We start from the raw sequence: 22,700 nt of genomic DNA, 5'->3' as shown, positions 1-22,700 counted from the left end.
ATATTGTTTATTCTTCAAATATAAACAATCCCTAATTTATTCTTACTTTTGTCCACTATTATGAAGCCAGTAGAGCAAATAAAACTTCCTATAGCAAAAGAAATGGAACTCTTTGAAACAAAGTTCAAAGATGCCATGTTGTCTAAAGTTCCATTATTAAACCGTATTACCTATTATATCGTTCGTCGAAAAGGAAAACAAATGCGTCCAATGTTTGTATTCTTAGTTGCCAAAATGGTTTCTGATGGCGGTTTTGATGAACGAACTTATCGTGGTGCTTCAGTTGTAGAATTAATTCATACTGCTACGCTAGTTCATGACGATGTGGTTGATGACAGTAATCGTCGAAGAGGTTTCTTTTCCATCAATGCTTTATGGAAAAATAAAATTGCTGTTTTAGTAGGTGATTTTCTACTTTCAAAAGGATTACTTCTCTCAATTGACAATGAAGATTTCGATATTTTAAAACTTATTTCTATCGCAGTTCGAGAAATGAGTGAGGGTGAGCTATTACAGATCGAGAAAGCTCGTAAATTAGATATTACCGAAGAAATTTATTTTGAAATTATACGTCAAAAAACCGCTACACTAATTGCTGCTTGTTGTGGTATAGGTGCTGCTTCTGTTGGCGCAAACAATGAAACTGTACAACAAATGCGTAAATTTGGTGAATATATCGGTATCGCTTTTCAAATTAAAGATGATTTATTTGACTATACTGAAGACAAAATAGGAAAGCCAACAGGAATTGACATTAAAGAACAAAAAATGACATTACCTTTAATTTACACGCTAAATAACTGCTCTAAAAAGGAAAAAGCTTGGTTAATTAATTCTGTAAAAAAACATAACAAGAATAAGAAACGAGTTAAAGAAGTAATTACTTTTGTTAAAAATAATGGCGGATTAGAATACACTACTCAAAAAATGCATGATTATAAAAATAAAGCATTAGCTATTCTTAATAATTACCCTAACTCTACTTATAAAGATTCTTTATTGCAAATGATTGATTACGTGGTAGAGCGTAAAATTTAATTCCTTTAGCTATACCTTTAACTTTATTCCTGGGAAGTGACTTGAAATATAATAGAAAAATGACTTACCTCAAGAAGGTATTGTTTTAATTTTAAATTGTTTTTTATAGATTTTAAAACGAATTAAGCTACTGCTCTCTTTTTTTCTAACCACGAATTAACTCCTCCTAATCGTTGTGCTTCATAAAAATTGGCTTCTTTTAAAATACAGTTTTCTGGAGATAAATTATTATCAACTTTTATAAATCGATATAAAACTAGCTTCAATATAGATTCTTTAACATCTTCATACGTAATATCGTTATTGCTATCAAGTACCTCTTGAATAAAATTTTCAATTCTAGTAAATTTTGTATTAAATAATAACGCTTTAAAAACTACCTCCTCCATAATTAAGTATATTATATATACAAAGTTATTTATAAGGTTCTTTATTAAAAAGGTGATGTCCGCAGAAAATAATGTGATTTTCCGTAAAAATTCAAGTATCATTTCTCTAGAAAAAGTGACAAAACAATCTATTTTATTAACGTTTAAACTTAACTATCTAAAATATAAAAACAGCTTTTTAAAAATTATTTCTATAACAACAAAAAAGCCTCAGGAAATCCTGAGGCTCATTATATAGTTTTTTACTAAAAGTTATTACAAGTTAAAACTCTCTTTAACTTTAGCTACGTAATCTAATTTTTCCCAAGTAAATAACTCTACGTCCATTGTTTTACTTTCACCATTTGGTTGAGTAAAACTTTTAGACACTACTTCATTTACACGTCCCATATGCCCATAAGCGGCTGTTTCACTGTACATAGGTGTACGTAATTTTAATCTAGATTCAATTGCATGTGGGCGCATATCAAAAATCTCAGAAACTTTTTTAGCTACTTCACCATCATTTAAATTAACCTTAGCAGTACCATACGTATCTACAAAAATTCCCATTGGCTCCACTACTCCAATTGCATATGAAACTTGTACTAAAACTTCATCAGCTACACCAGCAGCTACTAAATTTTTAGCAATATGACGCGTAGCGTAAGCAGCAGATCTATCTACTTTACTAGGATCCTTTCCTGAGAAAGCTCCACCTCCATGTGCTCCTTTTCCTCCATAAGTATCTACAATAATCTTACGTCCAGTTAACCCTGTATCACCATGAGGTCCACCAATTACAAACTTTCCAGTAGGATTAATATGATATTTAATATCATCATTAAATAACGCTTGAATTTCTGGTGTTAATTGAGCTTTAACTCTAGGAATTAAAATATCAACAATATCTTTTCTAATTTTTGCTAACATTTCTTCATCATCAGCAAAATCATCATGTTGCGTAGAAACAACAATCGCTTCAACACGTTGTGGTACATTATTATCAGAATATTCAATAGTTACCTGACTTTTTGCATCTGGACGTAAATATGCAATTGCATCATTTTCTCTACGTAAAACCGCTAATTCCTTTAATATTAAGTGCGATAAATCTAACGCTAAAGGCATATAGTTTTCAGTTTCTTTAGTAGCATACCCAAACATCATTCCTTGATCTCCTGCTCCTTGTTCTTCTTTACTAGCTCTATCTACACCTCTATTAATATCATCAGATTGTTCGTGAATTGCTGATAAAACTCCACATGAGTTTCCATCAAACATATACTCACCTTTTGTATATCCAATTTTGTTAATTACATCTCTAGCTATTTTTTGAACATCTAAATACGTATTCGACTTTACTTCTCCAGCTAATACCACTTGACCTGTTGTAACTAATGTTTCACAAGCTACTTTAGACTCAGGGTCAAAAGCTAAAAAATTATCTATTAAAGCATCAGAAATTTGATCAGCTACTTTATCAGGATGTCCTTCTGAAACACTTTCAGAGGTAAAAAAATATGGCATAATTTTCTTCTTTTTTATGTTGAATGAAAGAAGTTTATTTTGATTGCTGCAAAAAGAAGTAGTAGATACTGCTTTAGCATTTTTTAATGAGGTTGCAATCAGAACAAATTTCTCCTCTTATTATTATCGAACAAAAATAAAGATTATTTAGATACTAAAAAACAAACTAGCAATAAAAACTATTGATATAGTGATAATAAAAACTAATTTTCTTAAAATTGAAATGGCAAAATATTTGTTTACATTTGTAATAGTAAACGAGAAATAATAACCTCTAAATAAAAATATAATAGAATGGCATTAGAAATTACAGATGCTTCTTTTGAAGAAGTAGTATTAAAATCAGACAAACCAGTATTAGTTGATTTTTGGGCAGCTTGGTGTGGACCATGTAGAATGGTTTCTCCTATTGTTGATGAAATAAGCGGTGAATACGCAGGTAAAGCAGTTGTTGGTAAAGTTGATGTTGACGCTAACCAAGAGTTTGCTGCTAAATACGGGGTAAGAAACATCCCTACTGTATTAATTTTCAAAAACGGAGAAGTAGTTGACAAACAAGTAGGTGCAGCTCCTAAAAAAACATATACAGATAAAATTGACGCTAACTTATAGTAGTTAATTTTACTAATTATAAAAAAAAGGTTTAGTAATTGCTAAACCTTTTTTTTTATTTTTACTTTTTAAACAAACAACCTCAACACGAACTACTATACTTAAATTATGAATAAATACATACTCTCTTTAAGTTTATTGGTATTGTTTTTTTCTTGTAATAAAGAACAACAGCCCATTAATAAAAATATTGAAAAAGGTATTTCTTTAAACTTAGCTAAGCTTAGAAATAAACAAATAAAAGATGTTATTTATAATTTAAATTTCCATATACCATCCAAAAAAGAAGAAAAAATACCTGCTAAGTTATCTTTATCCCTCAATATAACTAACATAAAAAACGACTTAGTTTTAGATTTCAATGAAAAAACGAATCATTTAAAATCAATAATCGTTAATAATTCTACTAGTTCCATCCTACATAAAAATGAGCATATAATTATAAACAAAACTCTTTTGAAAGTAGGTATTAATAAAATAGTAATTGAATTTGATGCTGGCGAACTTTCTTTAAACAGAAACGAAGAATATTTATACACCCTTTTAGTGCCAGATAGAGCAAGTACTTTATTTCCTTGTTTTGATCAGCCAGACATTAAAGCAATTTACAATTTAACAATTACAGCTCCTAAAGACTGGAAAGTACTATGTGGTGCATTTGAAAAGAATGTAATTCCTAAAGGTGATTTTTCAGAACATCACTTTAAACAAACTGATAAAATGAGTACTTATTTATTTTCGTTTGTTGCGGGTAAGTTTAACGAAGAAATTAAAAACCCTGGTGCATTTCCTATGCGCTTTTTATATAGAGAAACAAACCCTAGCAAAATAAATGAAAGTTTAAATGCTATTTTTTCTATTCACCAAAACTCATTAAACTTTTTAGAAAAGTATACTAACTACAGTTTTCCTTTTCAAAAAATGGATTTCGCAACCCTCCCTCCTTTTCAATATGGTGGTATGGAACATACTGGTGCTATTCAATATAGAGAAAACTTACTTTTTCTAGATAAAAATGCTACGCAAACTCGTAAACTACGTCGAGCAAAATTAATAGCGCATGAAACTTCTCATATGTGGTTTGGTAATTTAGTTACAATGCGATGGTTTAATGATGTTTGGATGAAAGAAGTTTTTGCAAATTTTATGGCTGATAAAATCATGAATCCAGTTTTTCCTGAGGTTAATCATGACTTAAATTTTATGATGTCTCATTACCCTAGTGCATATTCAGAAGACAGAACCAAAGGTACTAACCCTATTCGTCAAAATTTAGACAATTTAAAAAATGCAGGTTCATTATATGGGAGAATCATCTACAATAAAGCTCCAATTATGATGCGACAATTAGAATTACTAGTAGGAAAAGACAACTTTCAAAAAGGAATTCAAGAATACATTACTACTTATGCTAATAGTAATGCTGATTGGAATGAACTTGTAGCTATCTTTGATAAAAACTCATCTAAAAACATTACTCAATGGAGTACTATTTGGGTAAATTCATCAGGACGTCCTATTATATCTGATGCTATTAACTATAAAGATGGAAAAATAGATTCTTTTACTGTTAAACAAAAAGCAGAAGATGGTTCGTCAAATATTTGGGAACAATCATTCTCAATTGGTTTAGTATACCCAAATGAAGTAAAAATACTTTCATGTAATTTAAACAATCAATCAATTACTATAAATGAAGCTATTGGACTTCCTAAACCTTTAGAAATAATATATAATTATAATGGTTTTGGTTATGGTATTTTTCCTTTTAACAACGATGCTATTTTTTTAATTAAAAACGATATTGCTAGAGGGCATAGCTATATTAATTTATTCGAAAATATGCTTTCTGGAAAAACTCCTATCAAAACAGCCATGTATTCTTTTTTAGCAGGATTACGTTCAGAAAAGAATGAATTAATACTCAATTATATTACCAACAGTATCAATACTATCTTTTGGAAATTTTTAAATGAGAATGAACGTATAGAAACTGGTACTAATTTAACCAAAATGATTACTACCGAATTATCAAAATCAAATTCTAAAAACATACAAAAGACACTATATAATTTACTTACAAAAGTAGCTTATCAAGAAAGAGGTACTGCAATTTTATATAGATTATGGAGCGGACAAGTTTCTACAAAAAACTTTACATTAAATGAAAGTGAGTTAACGAGTTTAGCCATGAAATTAGCTATATATAAGCATCCTGAATCTGATATAATTTTAGCAAAACAACTTGAAAAAATTACTAATAAAGATAAAAAGGAACGTTTTACCTGGTTACTTCCTTCTCTTTCTTCAGATGAAAAAATTCGTGATAATTTTATGCATTCCTTAAAAGAAGCTAAAAATAGAGAAAAAGAATCTTGGGTTACAGCTGCTTTAACTAATATTCATCATCCTCTTAGGCAAGAAAGCGCCACTAAACACCTAAAAACATGCTTAGAACTTTTAGAAGAAATTCAATTAACCGGTGATATATTTTTCCCAAAAAGATGGTTAACAAGTTCTGTTGGTAATTATACATCGAAGAAGGCACACTCAATAGTTCAAGCATTTTTAAATGACAATCCAACTTACAATCCTATATTATTAAAAAAATTATTAATGGTAGTTGACACAATGGACAGAGCACAACAAATAAAAAAGTAACTTACTTAAAAGATATAAACTAAAAGGTTTGGCTATTGCTAAACCTTTTTTTATTTTCGGTACTTATGATTGATTTAAACAACTCTCTTTCGTCAGAAATAAAAAACCTTGAACTACACGCCAAACAAGTAGTAGAAGGCTTTATTACAGGGATGCATAAAAGTCCTTTTCATGGGTTTTCTGTGGAATTTTCAGAGCATAAATTATACAATAAAGGTGAAAGTACTCGGCACATAGATTGGAAACTTTTTGCTAAAACAGAAAAGCTATACACTAAGAAGTATGAAGAAGAAACAAATTTAAGATGCCATATTATCATTGATAATTCTGCATCCATGCACTATCCTATTATTGAAAAACAAACTATCAATAACCTTAATAAGATTGGTTATTCAGCAGTTGCCAGTGCATGTTTGATGGATATCTTAAAAAAACAACGTGATGCAGTAGGTTTAAGTATCTATTCTGACAAATATGAGTACTATGCACCTGAAAAAGGAAGTGAACGCCATAGGAAGATGATTTTAAACCAATTAGAAACATTAATCAATTCAACTTCAAAATCATCTACCCATACTTATGAATATCTACACGAGATAGCAGAGAAAATTCATAGACGATCTTTAATATTTTTATTTACCGATATGTTTCAAACAACTAAAGATAATGAAGAACTTTTTGATGCTCTTAGACATTTAAAACATAATAAACATGAAGTAGTTTTATTTCACACATATGATAAAGAATTAGAATTTTCGTTCAATTTTGGAAATTCACCCAAAAAATTTATTGATGTAGAAACTGGAGAAGAAATAAATTTATACGCAGAAAATGTACAGCAAAAGTATACAGAATTAACAAACGATTTTTTTAAAAACTTAAAGAACAAATGTTTACAATACAAAATAGATTATATACCTGTAAACATACATGAAGGCTACAATGACATACTTACGTCTTATCTTATTAGTCGTCGAAAATTTTTATAAGATTTCCTTTTTTAATTAAAATAAAGTTATATATTTGCATCCGCTTAACGCAACGGTCTGGTAGTTCAGCTGGTTAGAATACCTGCCTGTCACGCAGGGGGTCGCGGGTTCGAGTCCCGTCCAGACCGCGAAAAGTTTCTCTTACATAAAGAGACGTTCTTTATAAAATATTTGTAAATAACAGAAGTAATTCTATATTTGCAATCGCTTTAAGCAACGGTCTGGTAGTTCAGCTGGTTAGAATACCTGCCTGTCACGCAGGGGGTCGCGGGTTCGAGTCCCGTCCAGACCGCAAAACCTCTTCAATTTTTATTGAAGAGGTTTTTTTTTACACAAAAGTTTGGTTATGTAAAATTAATTTCTAAGATTTGTCACGTACAAATTAAAGACACAAAGAATGTTACAAAACGTATGGCAAGGTTTCTATTTTTTCTTTTACTATTTTAGTAAGAGCAGAGACTTTATATCATATATTTAAATAACAAAAAAATATTATAACCATAAAGTCTCGATAACATCGAGGCTTTTTTTTTTACACTAAAATGAAAAAAATAGCCATTCAAGGAGCCGAAGGTTCTAATCATCATAAAGTAGCTCGCGATTTTTACGGGAAAGATGTTCAGTTAGAAGAATGTTTGTCTTTTGATATTCTTGTAGATTGCTTATTAAATAAAACATCAGATAAAGCTGTTATGGCTATAGAGAACACAATTGCTGGCTCTATTATACCTAATTACGCTTTAATCGACTCTAATAATTTACACATAAGTGGAGAGGAGTACTTAAATATCCATCATCATTTAATGGCTTTACCTGGTCAAAAAATTGAAGAAATTAAAGAAGTATGCTCACATCCAATGGCTTTATTACAATGTAAAGAGTTTTTTAAAAAACATCCGCACATTAGATTAGTTGAAGATGTAGATACAGCTGAAGTTGCTAAACGTATTGCAAAAGAACAATTAAAAGGAGTTGCAGCAATTGCACCTAAATTAGCCGCTGAAATTTTTGGTTTAGATGTTTTAGAAGATGAAATACAAACCATGAAAGACAACTCAACTAGGTTTGTAATTATTCAAACAGAAAAACCTAACAATGGTATTGACCAAATAAACAAAGCTTCTTTTAAGTTTCAATTAGATCATAAAAGAGGAAGTTTGGCAACTATTTTAAATGTATTAAGCGATTGTAAAATGAATTTAACAAAAATACAATCATTACCAGTTATAGAATCACCTTGGAAATACTCATTCTTTGTTGATGTAACTTTTGATAGTTATAAAGATTATGAAAAAGCAATTGCAATTATAGAAATAATGGCAGAAGAATTTAAAGTTTTAGGAGCTTATAAAAACGGAAGAAAATGATTCAATCAGCAAAAAGACTAGAAACCGTACAAGAATACTACTTCTCAAAAAAATTAAAAGAAGTAAGGCAATTAGCCTCTGAAGGAAAGCCAATAATAAATATGGGAATCGGTAGCCCAGATTTACAACCACCTTCTACTGTAATAAAAGCTATTCAAGATAGCTTAACAGATGTAGGTGCTCATAAATACCAAAGTTACCAGGGCTTACCTGAATTTAGAAATGCTGTTGCCAATTTTTACAAGGCTAAGTATAATGTTATTATAAACCCTGACAACGAAATTCTTCCTTTAATGGGAAGTAAAGAAGGGATTATGCATATTTCATTAGCTTTTTTAAATGAAGGTGATCATGTTTTAATTCCAAACCCTGGTTACCCTACTTATAGTTCAGTGACCAACCTAGTAGGAGCTAAATCGGTTTTTTACGAATTAGACGCTACTAACAATTGGCAACCTAACTTTAATGAGTTAGAAAAACTTGATTTAACAAACGTAAAATTAATGTGGGTAAATTACCCTCATATGCCAACAGGTACAAAAGCCTTAAAAGAAACCTATCAACAATTAATTGAATTCGGAAAAAAACACCATATCATAATTGTAAATGATAATCCATATAGCTTCATATTAAACGATACTCCAAAAAGTATTTTGCAAGTTGAAGGAGCTAAAGATATAGCACTTGAGTTAAACTCCTTAAGTAAATCATACAACATGGCAGGTTGGAGAGTTGGTAAATTAATTGGTAATCAACATTTTTTAAACGAAGTTTTAAAAGTAAAAACTCAAATGGATTCTGGTATGTTTTATGGTATTCAAAAAGGAGCTATAAAAGCACTAGAACTTGACGATAGATGGTTTAAGGAACAAAATAAAATATACCAATCAAGACAACAATTAATTTTCAAAATAGCTGACACATTAGGCTGTACTTATAACAAAAATACTTCAGGAATGTTTGTTTGGGCTAAATTACCTGAAGGCCAAGAATCGGAAAAAGTAGTTGACGATTTATTACATAACAAACACATATTTGTTGCCCCAGGAACAATTTTTGGAAGCCAAGGTGAAGGATACATTCGATTTTCATTATGTGTACCCGAAGAAAAGATTAAAGAAGCAATAACTCGATTTTAGAATGAACGTATTTGTAATAGGATTAGGATTAATAGGTGGAAGTTTAGCACTAGATATTCAACATGAATTTAATGAAGTGATTATTTACGGAATAGACACAAATGAAGAGCATCTTAATCAAGCCTTGGAAATTGGAATTATTCAACAGAAAGCTGCGTTTAGCGACTTAAATAATGCAGATATTGTTATTATTTCTGTACCAGTAGATGCTTCTCTTAAATTAACCCCAAAAGTGTTAGATGAAATTTCTGACAACACATTAGTTATGGATGTAGGCTCTACTAAGGAAGACGTTTGTGAAATCATAAAAAACCACCCAAAAAGAAGAAACTTTTTAGCTACCCATCCAATAGCAGGAACTGAATTTTCTGGACCGAAGGCGGCTCTTAAAAACCTATACAGAGGCAAAACAAACATTATTTGTGAAGTAGAAAAAACAGCTTTTAAGCTACAAGAAAAAGCATTAGATATTTTCTCAAAAATTGGAATGCGTATTCGTTATATGGATCCTAAATCACATGATAAACACATTGCTTATGTTTCTCATTTATCACACATAAGTTCTTTCATGCTTGGAAAAACAGTAATTGAAAAAGAAAAAAATGAGCGTGATATTTTTGATATGGCAGGGAGTGGTTTTGCTTCAACTGTACGTTTAGCTAAAAGTTCACCTGCAATGTGGGCTCCTATTTTTGAGCAAAACAAGACTAATGTTATAGAAACATTGGAAGAATATATTCAAAACTTACAACAGTTTAAAGAACTCATGCTTCAAGATAATTTTGCAGAAATTTATCAAGAAATGGAAAGTACAAATCATATAAAACAAATTTTAAACGGCATAAACTAAAAGCCACAACAACAAGTAAAATGGAAAATACAAAAGAATTAAAAACATGGTTGGATGATATGAATCTTGCTCATCCACTAGTAATAGCAGGGCCTTGTAGTGCAGAAACCGAAGATCAGGTTTTAAAAATTGCACATGAATTAAAAGATTCTGATGTAAACTATTACCGTGCTGGAATCTGGAAACCAAGAACAAGACCTGGTAATTTTGAAGGTGTTGGCGCTTTAGGTTTAAAGTGGTTACAAAAAGTAAAAGAAGAAACAGGAATGAAAACCTGTACTGAAGTAGCGAATGCTGCTCACGTAAAACTAGCCTTAGAACACGATATTGATTTGCTTTGGATTGGTGCCCGTTCTACAGTTAGTCCGTTTATTATGCAAGAAATTGCTGATGCTCTTCAAGGTACCGATAAAATAGTTTTAGTAAAAAACCCTGTTAATCCAGATTTAGCTTTATGGCTAGGTGGAATAGAACGTTTATACTCAGCAGGAATTAAAAACCTAGGAGCTATACATAGAGGTTTTTCTACCTATGAAAAGTCGAAATATAGAAACATTCCAGAATGGCAATTAGCTATTGAATTTCAAAACAGATTTCCTGATTTACCTTTAATTTGCGATCCTTCTCATATTACAGGAAAAAGAGATATGGTTTTTGATGTTTCACAAACTGCTTTAGATTTAAATTTTGATGGTTTAATGATAGAAACTCATATTGATCCAGACAATGCATGGAGTGATGCCGCCCAACAGGTAACACCAGATACTTTAAAGCAAATGATGATCGACTTACGTGTTAGAAAAGAAACAACTACCGATCAAACCTATAGAGAGTCTCTTGATAACCTAAGAGCTCAAATAAATATTACCGATAATCAATTGATTGACATGCTTGGAAAAAGAATGACAATTGCTGACAAAATTGGGGAACTAAAAAAAGAAAAGAATGTAGCTGTCCTTCAATCTAAGCGATGGAATGAAATTCTAGGAAATATGATTTTAGAAGGAGAACGAAGAGGATTGAGTGAAGAGTTTGTTTTAAAAATGTTTAAAGCAATTCACCAAGAGAGTATAAATCATCAAGAAAAAATCATTAAAGGATAACATCTATTTTAATGTTAATAAATGCTATAAGGTTGCCCAAAAGGCAACCTTTTTATTTGTGTTTTTTTTGTAATTTCAACACAACCAAACTTATATTAAAATGCCACCAATTGAAACTATAGATGATGTAATTGAAACATTACAAAATATCATTGAAGATGCTATTAAAAATGAAAGTACTTTAGGCTATTTTGCTGCTCTCTACCTTAAAGTAACTAAAAAAGTTAAACAAGGTATTTCTGAAAATTTCTTCGAAGATGGAAAACGAATGGAAAAATTAGATGTCATTTTTGCTAAAAGATACATCACGGCGTATTATGATTACAAAGAAAACAAACCAATAAGTGCATCATGGGAAAAAGCATTTAGCATCTCTACAAAATACTGGCCTATTGTTTTACAACATTTACTAATAGGAATGAATGCGCATATAAATTTAGATTTAGGTATTGCCGCAGCTCAAGTTTCTGAAGACCAACCAATAGATAATCTTAAAGGTGATTTCAATAAAATAAACGTAATTTTATCTTCTTTAGTAAACGAAGTAGAACAAGACTTAAGTACAATTTGGCCCTTTTTAAAAAAAATACTAAAGTTTACTCATAAAATTGACAGCTTTTTAATTGATTTTAGCATGAAATTAGCTAGAGATGGTGCTTGGAATTTTGCAGTAAAGCTTTCCTCTACTCCAGAAAAAGATAAATTACAATCAATTAAAGAAAGAGATGAAAAAGTTGCACAAAAAGCATCTATAATTATAAACCCTGGGGTAATTCCGCAAATTATATTTATGATTGTTAGAGTTGGCGAACGAGGCTCAATTGCTAAAAAAGTAGGTGATTTGATGCAAAAATAACTCTATTTACATTCATTTTTTATTCTCATCTTTGTTATATGATTGGAACGGTTTATAAATCTACAGGAAGTTGGTATTGGGTAAAGTCTGAAGATACTTTTCATAAATGTAGAATTAAAGGAAAATTTAGGATGAAAGGTATTAAAAGTACGAATCCTATCTCTGTAGGTGATATTGTTGAGTTTAATTTAGAAGCTAAAACAGATGATGAAACTGGAGTAATTTCTGAAATTAAAGAACGAACTAATTATATTGTTAGAAAATCAGTAAACTTATCAAAACAAACTCACGTAATTGCTGCGAATATTGATCAAGTTTTTCTGTTGATCACAATAGACAATCCGCCTACTTTCACCACTTTTATAGATCGTTTTTTAGTAACTGCTGAAGCATACTCAATAAATGTTGTTTTAGTTTTTAATAAAATTGATGCTTATCAAATAGATCAAAAGGCTGAAATATTATATTTAAAAGATATATATGAAGCTATAGGTTATAAATGTATTGAAGTGTCTGCTAAAGAGAATAAAAATATTGACCTAATAAAGGAGTTAATGCTTGATAAAGTTAGCATGTTTGCAGGTCATTCAGGAGTAGGAAAAACAACTTTAGTAAATGCTATTGAGCCAGATTTAAATTTAAAAACTAAGGAAATTTCAGAACAACACAAACAAGGTCAACACACTACTACTTTTGCTGAAATGTTTGATCTTAGCTTTAATGCTAGAATTATTGATACTCCTGGTATAAAAGGTTTTGGTGTAGTTGATATGGATAAGGATGAATTGGGCGACTACTTTCCTGAGTTTTTTGCATTAAAACAAAATTGCAAATTCAACAATTGTATTCATATTAATGAACCTAAATGTGCTGTAAAAGATGCTCTTGAAAAGGATGAAGTATCTTGGTCTCGTTATAAAAGTTATTTACAAATTCTAGAAGGAGAAGAAGAAAATTATCGAACAGATATTTGGAAATAAGTTATAAATGAAAGCCATAATACAAAGAGTTTCAAAAGCTAGCGTTACCATTAACAATAAAAAAGTTGCTGATATTAAAAACGGGCTTCTTGTTTTATTAGGAATTGTTAATGAAGATACTTCTGATGATATCAGTTGGTTGTCAAAAAAAATATGCAACCTTCGAATATTTAATGATGACCAAGGTGTTATGAATACATCTATCATAAATAATAAAGGAGATATTATTATTGTTAGTCAATTCACTTTACACGCTTCTACAAAAAAGGGGAATCGTCCAAGCTATATAAAAGCTGCGAAACCTGATATTGCAATTCCTTTATATGAAGCATTTATTAAGCAGGTAGAGACCGACCTAAATAAAAAAGTTCAAACTGGGCAATTTGGAGCTGATATGAAAGTTGAATTACTAAATGATGGACCAGTTACTATCATTATCGATTCTAAAAATAAAGAATAAAATTAACTTTATGGATTTTATTGATATTCATACGCACGCAACTAAACAATGTCCTGAGATTTTATCAATAATTAATATCTATCCCAATAATATTGTTCCAAAAAACAATCCTTTTTCTATTGGAATACATCCTTGGTATATTACAGAAAATAACCTCCAATTAGATTTTAAAAACGTAGAACAAAAACTATATGCAAAAAATTGTTTAGCAATTGGCGAGTGTGGCTTAGATAAATTATCTAAAACAAACTACAATCTTCAAATAAGCGTTTTCAAAAAGCATATTTTATTATCAGAAAAATATAACAAACCTTTAATTATTCACTGCGTAAAAGCTTTTAATGATATTATTCATCTTAAAAAAGAACACAAACCTCAACAGCAATGGATTATTCATGGATTCAATAAAAACAAACAAATAGCCAATGATTTAATAAAAAACAATATTATTATTTCAATTGGCGCAAGCTTTCTAAGAAAAGAGAAACTTCAGAATACTATAAAAGAAATACCTGTAGAAAACATTTTTTTAGAAACTGATGATTCTAATGAACCTATTAAAAACATTTACAATAAATTTGCTCAAATAAAAGAGAAAGACTTAAGCATAGTTAAACAAAAGATAACAGAAAATTTTAATAGAATATTTATTGTATGAGTTGGTTAGAACGTACTGAATTATTAGTACAACAAGAAGGATTGGAAAAAATTAAAAAGGCAAATATTTTAATTGTTGGTTTAGGCGGGGTTGGTTCATTTGCTGCAGAGTTTATTGCAAGAGCAGGAGTACAAAAAATGACAATTGTTGATGGTGATGTATTTGACAAGACAAATATTAATAGACAATTACCTGCATTAAATAGTACCATAGGCAAATCTAAAGCAAAAATTGTTGCTGAACGACTTAAAGATATTAACCCAGATATTGAACTTACTGTGCTTGAAGAATTCCTTTCACCTGAAAGAGCTTTTGAAATTGTAGATAGTAAATATAATTATGTAATGGATTGCATAGATAGTATCACTCCAAAACTAAATTTAATGATTGCTGCCAAAAGAAAAAAAGTAAAACTTATTAGTTCTATGGGAGCTGGTGGTAAAATAGATGCTTCAAAAATTAAAATTAAAGATATAGGTAAGACTAAGCACTGCACTATGGCTAGAGTTTTAAGAAAGCGTTTAAAAGAACATAACATTGATAAAGGTATAAGGGCAGTCTATTCTGAAGAAATGCAAAAATCAAATAGTTTAAAACTTACTGACGGTACAAATTATAAAAAATCTTTTTATGGTACTATTAGTTATATGCCAGCTGCATTTGGCTTACAAGCAGCATCTTATGTTATTAACAAATTAATAACTAAAAAATAATCTCCACGGAAACTATTTTTTATTTACATTTGTTCTAAATTAGAAAATCAATCATTAAAATCAATATTATGAAGAAATCAATTTTAGCAATTGCTTTTATAGCATTAACTGTTATTTCATGTAAAAACGACAAGAAAAAAGCAGCTACTGGTGAAGAGGTTAAAGATGTAAAGAAAGTAGAAAATGTAATCAACTCATACAAAGCAAACGTTGCTGAATCTGTTGTTGCCTGGAAAGGAAACAAACCTACTGGATCACACAATGGAGTTTTAAAAATTCAAAATGGTATTTTTGATATAGAAAATGGTACTTTAAAAGCTGGTGAATTTACTATTGACATGAACACGATAACTTGTACTGATTTAGAAGCAGGACAAGGTAAAGAAAAATTAGAAGGACACTTAAAAGCTTCTGATTTCTTTGATGTTGAAAAATTCCCTACTGCTAAATTTGTAATAGCTAGTTCAGAAAAAAAAGATGGAAAATTACACGTTACTGGTAATTTAACATTAAAAGATGTTATTAAAAGCATTACAATTCCTGTAACTGTTACTGAAGATGGTGATTCAGCTACATTAAAAAGTGAAACTTTTAGTGTTGATAGAACTGAGTTTGGTGTTACTTATAGCTCAAAGAAATTTGATGCAGCTTTAAAAGATAAATTCATTAATGATTTAATGGAAATATCTTTTGATATTAAAGCTAAAAAATAAAAAAAAGCTTTTATTATAAAGTAAAAAAAGAGGTTGATTATCAACCTCTTTTTTTACTTTATAAACTCTTTAACTTCAAATAATGATTTAAAGTGTTTTAATATTTTTTCTTTTACAGCTTCTTCAGAAACTTTCTCACCTAATTCTACTTCCATAGAAGTAACAGCTTTACCTCTAATTCCGCAAGGAATAATATTATCAAAATATCCAAGATTAGCATTTACGTTTAATGCAAAGCCGTGCATTGTTACCCATCTACTAGCACGAATTCCCATAGCACATATTTTTCTAGCAAAAGGAGTTCCAACACCTAACCATACTCCCGTTTCCCCTTCACTTCTTTCACTTTTAATACCATATTCAGCTAATGTTAAAATAATTGCCTCTTCTAATAATCGTAAATATTTATGAATATCTGTAAAAAAATTCTCTAGATCTAAAATAGGATAACCAACAATTTGACCAGGACCATGATACGTAATATCTCCTCCTCTATTAATTTTATAAAATGTAGCTCCCTTTTCTTTTAATTGATTTTCATTTAATAATAAGTTATTAAAATCTCCCGATTTACCTAGTGTATATACATGAGGATGCTCTACAAATAAAAAGTGATTTGGAGTTACAATATCAACCGATCCGTTCCTTCTTTCTCTCTTCAATGTAACGATTTCATCTAACAACTTTGTTTGTAAATCCCAAGTTTCCTTGTAATCTTTTATTAACAAATCTTTTACATGTACATTTTTATTCATATTTTCGTTGTTTATCCCCATCTCTACTTAAGAAATTCATTTTTTTAAACTTTAAAATTAAACAACAAATGAAAAAAATTACCCTTTTGTTACTCTTGTTGTCATTAGCTACTATTTCTAATGCACAAAATTACTGGAAAAAAATGGAATCCGGTAATCAAAGAAGTAAATCAGAATTATATCAACGAGTAGACACTCCAAAAAAACATCATCTTTTCTCTTTAAATTTAAATAACTTCACTTTACATTTAAACTCTAAATTAAAGAAAAGTTCAAATATTATAGATCTTCCTAACGAAAATGGTACAACTTCTAAGTACCAAGTAGTAGAGACTTCTAATTTTGAAGATGGACTTGCAAAAAAATTTCCTTCTATAAAATCTTACTCAGCAAAAGGTATTGATGACCCTTCTGCAACAGCTAAAATAAGTATTGGAACAGATGGAGTTCATGTTATGATAATATCAGGAAACTTTAGTACTTTATACATCGACCCTTTAACTAAAGACAATAAAAACTATATTTCTTATAAAAAAGAAGACTTTGTTTCTAGTAAAGATGATTTTGAGTGTAAGGCAGATGAATTAAAAAACAAACATTTCCCTAATACTAATAAAACTGCAAGTAGAAATGCTAATGATGGAAAATTAAGAACCTTCAAAATAGCTATAGCTTCTACTGGAGAATATTCTCAATTTCATTTAACCAATCAAAGCGTTCCTTCAACAGCCACTGATGCTACAAAAAAAGCAGCTGTTTTATCTGCAATGAATACTACAATGGCGCGTGTAAATCTTGTTTATGAAAGAGATTTATCTGTTAAAATGGTTATAGTAAGTGATAATGAAAAATTAATTTTTCTTGATGCCAATACTGATAACCTTTCTAACTCTAGTGCTACTTCTTTAATTGCCGAAAGTCAAAGAATTTGTGATAATGTAATTGGAAATAGTAATTATGATATTGGACATACTTTTAGTACTGGGGCTGGTGGACTTGCTGGTTTAGGCGTTGTTTGTGTTACTGGCCAAAAAGGTAGAGGTGTAACAGGTAGAACAAACCCAATTGGTGACCCTTATGATATTGATTATGTTGCTCATGAAATTGGACATCAATTTGGCGCTAATCATACTTTTAACAATTCTTGTAATGGAAATAGAAATGGTTCAACAGCAGTAGAACCTGGAAGTGGTTCTTCTATTATGGCTTATGCTGGTATTTGTACTCCTAATGTTCAAGCTAATAGCGATGATCATTTTCATTCTGTTAGTATTGCTGAAATGTGGAGTACAATTCAGAGAACAGCTACATGTGCAACAACAACTAATACAGGGAACAATGCTCCAACTGCTGATGCTGGTGCTGATGTGAGCATTCCTAAATCTACTCCTTTTATTTTAAAAGGAAAAGCTACCGATGCTGATGGAACAACAAGCTTAACTTATAACTGGGAACAGATTGATACTGAAATTGCTGTAATGCCACCAGTTGCTACCAATACTGGAGGTCCTTTATTTAGGTCTCTTTCTTCAAAAACAACACCAGATAGATATTTCCCTGAATTGAGTACAATTCTTTCTGGAGCTACATCTACACAATGGGAAGTATTACCTTCTGTAGCAAGAGATATGAATTTTTCATTTACAGTTAGAGATAATAATTCTGGAGGTGGAGCTAGTGCTAGAGATGATATTAAAATTACAGTTACAGATTCTCCTGCTTTTACAATTAGTAACCAAGCTACCTGGGCTCAAAATACCACTAGGGATATTACTTGGGCTGTAGGGAAATCAAATATAAACCCTATTAATTGTAAAAACGTAAATATTAAATTATCTACGGATGGTGGTAATACTTTTAGTATTACATTAGCCTCTAATACCCCAAATGATGGAAGTGAATCTATTCTTTTACCTAGTAGTATAGCTAACACAACTAATGCTGTTATTTTAATAGAAGCAGCTGACAATATTTTTTATAATATAACTCCTAAATTCACTATAAACTCAACTCCTGATTTTGCAATTTCAAACACTACTGGTGATGTATCAGTTTGTAAATCTGGAACAAGTGAACAAATATTTGACTTTAATTATATTACTTCTAATGGTTTTTCTGAAACAGTTAACTTGACAATTACAAAGAGTCCTACAGGTGCTACTACAGAAATAACACCTACTACAATTAATTCGAACGGAAACTTTTCATTAAAAGTAACTAATTTAAATACTGTTGTTGATGGCGATCATATTATTACCTTAAATGCAAAATCTACTACTTTAGAAAAAAATATAGATATAAAATTAAACATTAAAAGTTCTGTTTGTGGTTCATCAGGTTCAACTACTTATCAAACTGGAACAACTTTAGTTAAATTTAATACTATAAATAATGAAACTTTAAATAAAACACAAGCATATAATAGTTACAGACACATTGTAACAAGAGTTAAAAAAGGGACTACCCATGAATTAACGGTAAACACTAATACTGATGATTCAGCTACTGAAAAATACTCAACGAGAACTTTAGCGTGGATTGATTGGAATCAAAATTGTCAATTTGATGATGATGAAAAATTTGATTTAGGAACAGTTACTGGAAGTACTAATGGAAAAACAACTTTAAGCCCTTTAAGTATTACAGTGCCTAATAATGCAGTGCTAGGTACAACTATCTTAAGAGTTTCAACAAAATTTGCTGGTGACGGGTTCCCTGGTGTTTGTGAAACAGGTTTTGATGGCGAAGTTGAAGATTATACAGTTTTTATTGAAGAAGCTACTGCTTCAACTGATGAAGTTTCGTTTAATAATTTCAATTTATTCCCAAATCCTTCAAATGGTAGATTTAAATTAACTTTTGAAACTAAAACACAAGATAAAGTATCTGTAAAACTATTTGATATTAGAGGAAGATTAGTAGAATCTAAAAACTTCTCTAACTCTTCTTTAATTTTTTCTGAAGAGTTATTATTCAATACTGTTAATAGCGGTATGTATTTACTACAAATTCAAAATGGTGGACTACAGACTACCAAGAAATTAATAATTAAATAATTTTATTTATTACTATAAAACAAAAAAGGCGAGCATAATATGCTCGCCTTTCTTTATTCAAATAATCTATCTATAAATTGTACTTAATACTAAGTACCGCTATTCTAGGTTGAATTATATATGTACTATTACTTATAAAAATATCATTACTACTGTTCTGATTTAAACTTCTTGAATTTAAAAGGTTAGTAACTCCAATTTTATATTCCCATTGACTATCCTTCTTTTGATACGTTAAATCAGCTCTTAAAAACCCATACTTATCAATTGTTTCTCCATCTCTAACAACCTGATTGTAGGTATATTTAGAAGTAAATCCAAACTCTTTTAGAAAAAATACATCTAAATTCATATACGGACTATGTGTTGTAAATGTATTTTTTACACCACCTATATTAGAATTATTGATTGCAACATTATACCCAACATCAAAGTTTGGAGCAGATCTAAAATTTGTACTAAACTTAGTTGTATAACTTTGTGTAAATGTTTTAGATAGCCTGTTTGTAATCTCATTATTAAATCTATTCGTTATTAAACTATTTGATTTAGCATAAGAAACATTTCCTCCTAATGTGATTTTAAACTTTCTGTAACTCTTTTGAAAATTTAACCTTCCTGAAATTGTTTCATCTGGAAACAATGAATTTATAGAAGTTCTAACCTGATTAACTCCTAAAAACTGAGTATTTGATTTAATTGCATCGATTCTTTTACTATAATTAATAGATCCGAAAATATTAGTATAATTAAACATATTAAAACTAAAATAACTCAAGTTTACATTATGTGATAATGAATTCTCTAATTCCCTATTACCAGAATACAAACTATTGTAATTATTGAAAACATATCCTTGAGCTAGTTGATTTACATCTGTAAAACTAGTTTGCATACTATAACGTAAACGTAAAGTTTCTGATTTCTTTAAATTCACTTTTATTGAAGCGTCTGGAAGAAGTTTTGTAAAATTATTATCAACTACTGATCCTAACTGCGTGTTTTTTGAAGTATAATTATGTAATGTAAATCCTTGGTTGAAGGTAAAAATACCAGTAATAAATTTATAATGTAAACCAAGATATAAATCATTAAATGTAAAATCTACATCATTTATAGACTCTGTTTTATTTACCGAAGTTCTATTTCCATTTAAAATTTCAAAAATAGTAGAGTTAAACTTTTGATTACTTAATGTACTTCCAAAAGTTACATTTATATTACTTTTTGAATTTAAAACATAGTAATAGTCTAATTTCGCATCAAACTTGTTTGTTTTAATTCTTTTCTCTTGCATCACGTCAAATGGATTAGCTGTTAAGTTTAATCCTATTAGATTAGCAAATGACAATTGTTCAAGTTTAGCATTATAAAAAGGATCTTCATCTTGCCATAAATGCTGGGCTTCAAAAGCAAAAATATTTTTATCATTTAACGTATAATAATAATTCAGATTTTGATTTAGAGAAAATGGATTTTGAGTAGAAACTTGATTAATCGGAACAATTTCGTTATTTGCATTTAAGAATGTTCTATTTGAAATTGTAGACTGTTTTTGCTCTTGTCCAGAAACCTTTGCAAAAATATCATAGTCAAATTGATTTGCTGAATTTGGTTTATAACTAGAGCTTAATTTAAACAAACCTAAATCACTTACTTGATCAGTTTGGTCTTGAGTAGTTTCAGTATCAATTATTTTACCAGCTGCAGGTGGTATATTATTTTTATCAATAGTCGCATTTGAATACGTTCTACTTGTCATTTGCTCAATATCAGTTTTATTTCCCGAATAAATTGCAAAACCACTTAAATCCCATGTTTTTTTAGGTGAATAACTAAAATTGACCGCTCCAAACTTAGTTTCTATCTCTTTAGCTCTATTATTTTGGAGTGTTAAGAATGATATATCATTAGACCCAACATTGAAATTTGTTCCATTACTACTACCCCCTAAACTTCTAAATCCACCAGTAAATTTAAAATAATCTCTCATTGTAAACGGTACTTCCCCTATATTATTTACATCTGTTATTATATTTACACTATACTTAGGATTATAATAAAAGAGCTTAGGATGTGCTATATAACGTTCTTTACTAGTTCCCATTCCTATACCTGCTGTAACTTCTCCAAACCAAAAATTCTTTTTCCCTTCTTTTAATTTTAAATTAATAACAACATTATCTTCATTATCAGTAACACTACTTAACTGACCAACTTCACTATGATTTTTCAATACCTGAACCTTATCAATAGCATCGGCTGGGATATTTTTTGTAGCTAATTTACTATCTCCATCAAAAAAATCTTTCCCCTCTACCATCACCTTCTTAACAGTCTTACCCTCTACTTCAATTTCTCCATCATCATTTACCTCAATACCTGGTAGTTTTTTAAGAACATCTCCTAATTTTTTTTCTGTACCACTTTTAAAACTGTCAGCATCATATACTATAGTATCTCCCTTAACTGTTACAGGCATTTTATAAGTTATATTAACCTCATCAAGAGTATCATCTGTTAACATGCTAATACTTTTTTCAATATCTGAGTCCTTTGAATTCACAGAAACTTCAACTGTTTTCTTACCTATATAACTAACCTTTATACTATAATTAGAATTCTTTTTTAAATTTAATTTATAATTCCCTTTACTATCAGTAAAACCATAGGAGTCTAACTTTTTTGTTTGTTTGTTTATAGCTATTACATTAGCCATTTCTAGAGGGTTTCCAATGCTATCTTTCACAACTCCTTTCATTGTTACTTGGGCATAAGTACCCCATGCAGTCATTAAAATGACCACTAGTAGTATTTTTTTCATTTTGTTAATTACTAAGTTATTGTTATTT

19 protein-coding genes and 2 tRNA genes are annotated in these 22,700 nt (G+C 29.8%); 17 read left to right on the top strand and 4 right to left on the bottom strand.

Features of this window, described 5'->3' with window-relative positions:
* Positions 1–60 precede the first annotated feature (60 nt).
* Positions 61–1,038 (top strand): polyprenyl synthetase family protein, encoded by a 978-nt coding sequence (locus BLV71_RS09390; protein ID WP_093870296.1) that lies wholly within the window; start codon positions 61–63, stop codon positions 1,036–1,038.
* Between the two features lie 122 nt (positions 1,039–1,160).
* On the opposite strand, the gene BLV71_RS09385 is transcribed toward BLV71_RS09390, so the two are convergent.
* Together BLV71_RS09385 and metK are read right to left on the bottom strand one after the other, a co-directional pair.
* On the bottom strand, positions 1,161–1,427 hold the full coding sequence (locus tag BLV71_RS09385; RefSeq protein WP_093870295.1) for a hypothetical protein: 267 nt from the start codon (positions 1,425–1,427) through the stop codon (positions 1,161–1,163).
* 255 nt (positions 1,428–1,682) lie between these two features.
* Positions 1,683–2,936 carry a methionine adenosyltransferase gene (metK, locus tag BLV71_RS09380; RefSeq protein WP_093870294.1) on the bottom strand — a complete coding sequence of 418 codons (1,254 nt, stop codon included), beginning with the start codon at positions 2,934–2,936 and terminating at the stop codon, positions 1,683–1,685.
* A 294-nt stretch (positions 2,937–3,230) separates the two neighbouring features.
* On the opposite strand from metK, the gene trxA reads away from it, so the two are divergent.
* The 15 genes from trxA (at position 3,231) to BLV71_RS09305 (ending at position 16,037) form a co-directional block, all read left to right on the top strand.
* Complete coding sequence (trxA, locus tag BLV71_RS09375) at positions 3,231–3,548, top strand: thioredoxin (protein WP_093870293.1); 318 nt, start codon at positions 3,231–3,233, stop codon at positions 3,546–3,548.
* A gap of 108 nt (positions 3,549–3,656) precedes the next feature.
* Positions 3,657–6,209 carry a M1 family metallopeptidase gene (locus tag BLV71_RS09370; RefSeq protein ID WP_093870292.1) on the top strand — a complete coding sequence of 851 codons (2,553 nt, stop codon included), beginning with the start codon at positions 3,657–3,659 and terminating at the stop codon, positions 6,207–6,209.
* A gap of 65 nt (positions 6,210–6,274) precedes the next feature.
* Entirely contained in the window at positions 6,275–7,198 is a 924-nt protein-coding gene (locus BLV71_RS09365; protein WP_093870291.1) for a DUF58 domain-containing protein, read from the top strand.
* 54 nt (positions 7,199–7,252) lie between these two features.
* Positions 7,253–7,326, top strand: a tRNA-Asp gene (locus BLV71_RS09360).
* Positions 7,327–7,416: 90 nt separating this feature from the next.
* Positions 7,417–7,490 (top strand) — tRNA-Asp (locus tag BLV71_RS09355).
* 250 nt (positions 7,491–7,740) lie between these two features.
* Positions 7,741–8,565, top strand: a complete 825-nt coding sequence (locus BLV71_RS09350) for a prephenate dehydratase (protein WP_093870290.1) — start codon at positions 7,741–7,743, stop codon at positions 8,563–8,565.
* On the top strand, positions 8,562–9,704 hold the full coding sequence (locus BLV71_RS09345; RefSeq protein ID WP_093870289.1) for a pyridoxal phosphate-dependent aminotransferase: 1,143 nt from the start codon (positions 8,562–8,564) through the stop codon (positions 9,702–9,704). The genes BLV71_RS09350 and BLV71_RS09345 overlap by 4 nt, the downstream gene beginning before the upstream one ends.
* A 1-nt stretch (position 9,705) precedes the next feature.
* On the top strand, positions 9,706–10,554 hold the full coding sequence (locus tag BLV71_RS09340; RefSeq protein WP_093870288.1) for a prephenate dehydrogenase: 849 nt from the start codon (positions 9,706–9,708) through the stop codon (positions 10,552–10,554).
* Positions 10,555–10,574: 20 nt separating this feature from the next.
* Entirely contained in the window at positions 10,575–11,657 is a 1,083-nt protein-coding gene (locus BLV71_RS09335) for a bifunctional 3-deoxy-7-phosphoheptulonate synthase/chorismate mutase type II (RefSeq protein WP_093870287.1), read from the top strand.
* Positions 11,658–11,757: 100 nt separating this feature from the next.
* Entirely contained in the window at positions 11,758–12,513 is a 756-nt protein-coding gene (locus tag BLV71_RS09330) for a DUF5995 family protein (protein ID WP_093870286.1), read from the top strand.
* 38 nt (positions 12,514–12,551) lie between these two features.
* Positions 12,552–13,493, top strand: coding sequence for a ribosome small subunit-dependent GTPase A (rsgA, locus tag BLV71_RS09325; protein WP_093870285.1), 942 nt, complete (start codon positions 12,552–12,554; stop codon positions 13,491–13,493).
* Positions 13,494–13,500: 7 nt separating this feature from the next.
* Positions 13,501–13,953, top strand: coding sequence for a D-aminoacyl-tRNA deacylase (dtd, locus tag BLV71_RS09320; RefSeq protein WP_093870284.1), 453 nt, complete (start codon positions 13,501–13,503; stop codon positions 13,951–13,953).
* A gap of 10 nt (positions 13,954–13,963) precedes the next feature.
* Positions 13,964–14,611 carry a TatD family hydrolase gene (locus tag BLV71_RS09315; RefSeq protein WP_176974382.1) on the top strand — a complete coding sequence of 216 codons (648 nt, stop codon included), beginning with the start codon at positions 13,964–13,966 and terminating at the stop codon, positions 14,609–14,611.
* Positions 14,608–15,324, top strand: coding sequence for a tRNA threonylcarbamoyladenosine dehydratase (locus BLV71_RS09310; protein ID WP_093870282.1), 717 nt, complete (start codon positions 14,608–14,610; stop codon positions 15,322–15,324). Before BLV71_RS09315 ends, BLV71_RS09310 begins: the two co-directional genes overlap by 4 nt.
* Before the next feature lie 68 nt (positions 15,325–15,392).
* A complete protein-coding gene (locus tag BLV71_RS09305) occupies positions 15,393–16,037 on the top strand; it encodes a YceI family protein (RefSeq protein WP_093870281.1) in 645 nt (214 codons plus the stop codon).
* Positions 16,038–16,090: 53 nt separating this feature from the next.
* Here BLV71_RS09305 and lipB read toward each other — a convergent pair whose 3' ends face one another.
* Positions 16,091–16,792: a lipoyl(octanoyl) transferase LipB gene (lipB, locus tag BLV71_RS09300; RefSeq protein WP_093871999.1), complete on the bottom strand. Its 702-nt coding sequence runs from the start codon at positions 16,790–16,792 to the stop codon at positions 16,091–16,093.
* A 68-nt stretch (positions 16,793–16,860) separates the two neighbouring features.
* On the opposite strand from lipB, the gene BLV71_RS09295 reads away from it, so the two are divergent.
* Positions 16,861–19,848: a reprolysin-like metallopeptidase gene (locus tag BLV71_RS09295; RefSeq protein WP_093870280.1), complete on the top strand. Its 2,988-nt coding sequence runs from the start codon at positions 16,861–16,863 to the stop codon at positions 19,846–19,848.
* 70 nt (positions 19,849–19,918) lie between these two features.
* Here the strand turns inward: BLV71_RS09295 and BLV71_RS09290 are convergent, their stop codons facing one another.
* Positions 19,919–22,672, bottom strand: coding sequence for a carboxypeptidase-like regulatory domain-containing protein (locus tag BLV71_RS09290; protein ID WP_093870279.1), 2,754 nt, complete (start codon positions 22,670–22,672; stop codon positions 19,919–19,921).
* Positions 22,673–22,700 lie beyond the last annotated feature (28 nt).

It is taken from the genome of Tenacibaculum sp. MAR_2010_89, from assembly GCF_900105985.1.
Taxonomy (GTDB): domain Bacteria; phylum Bacteroidota; class Bacteroidia; order Flavobacteriales; family Flavobacteriaceae; genus Polaribacter; species Polaribacter halocynthiae.
The sequence above is the reverse complement of the archived record's forward strand: the minus strand, read 5'-3'. Positions and strand labels throughout refer to the sequence as shown.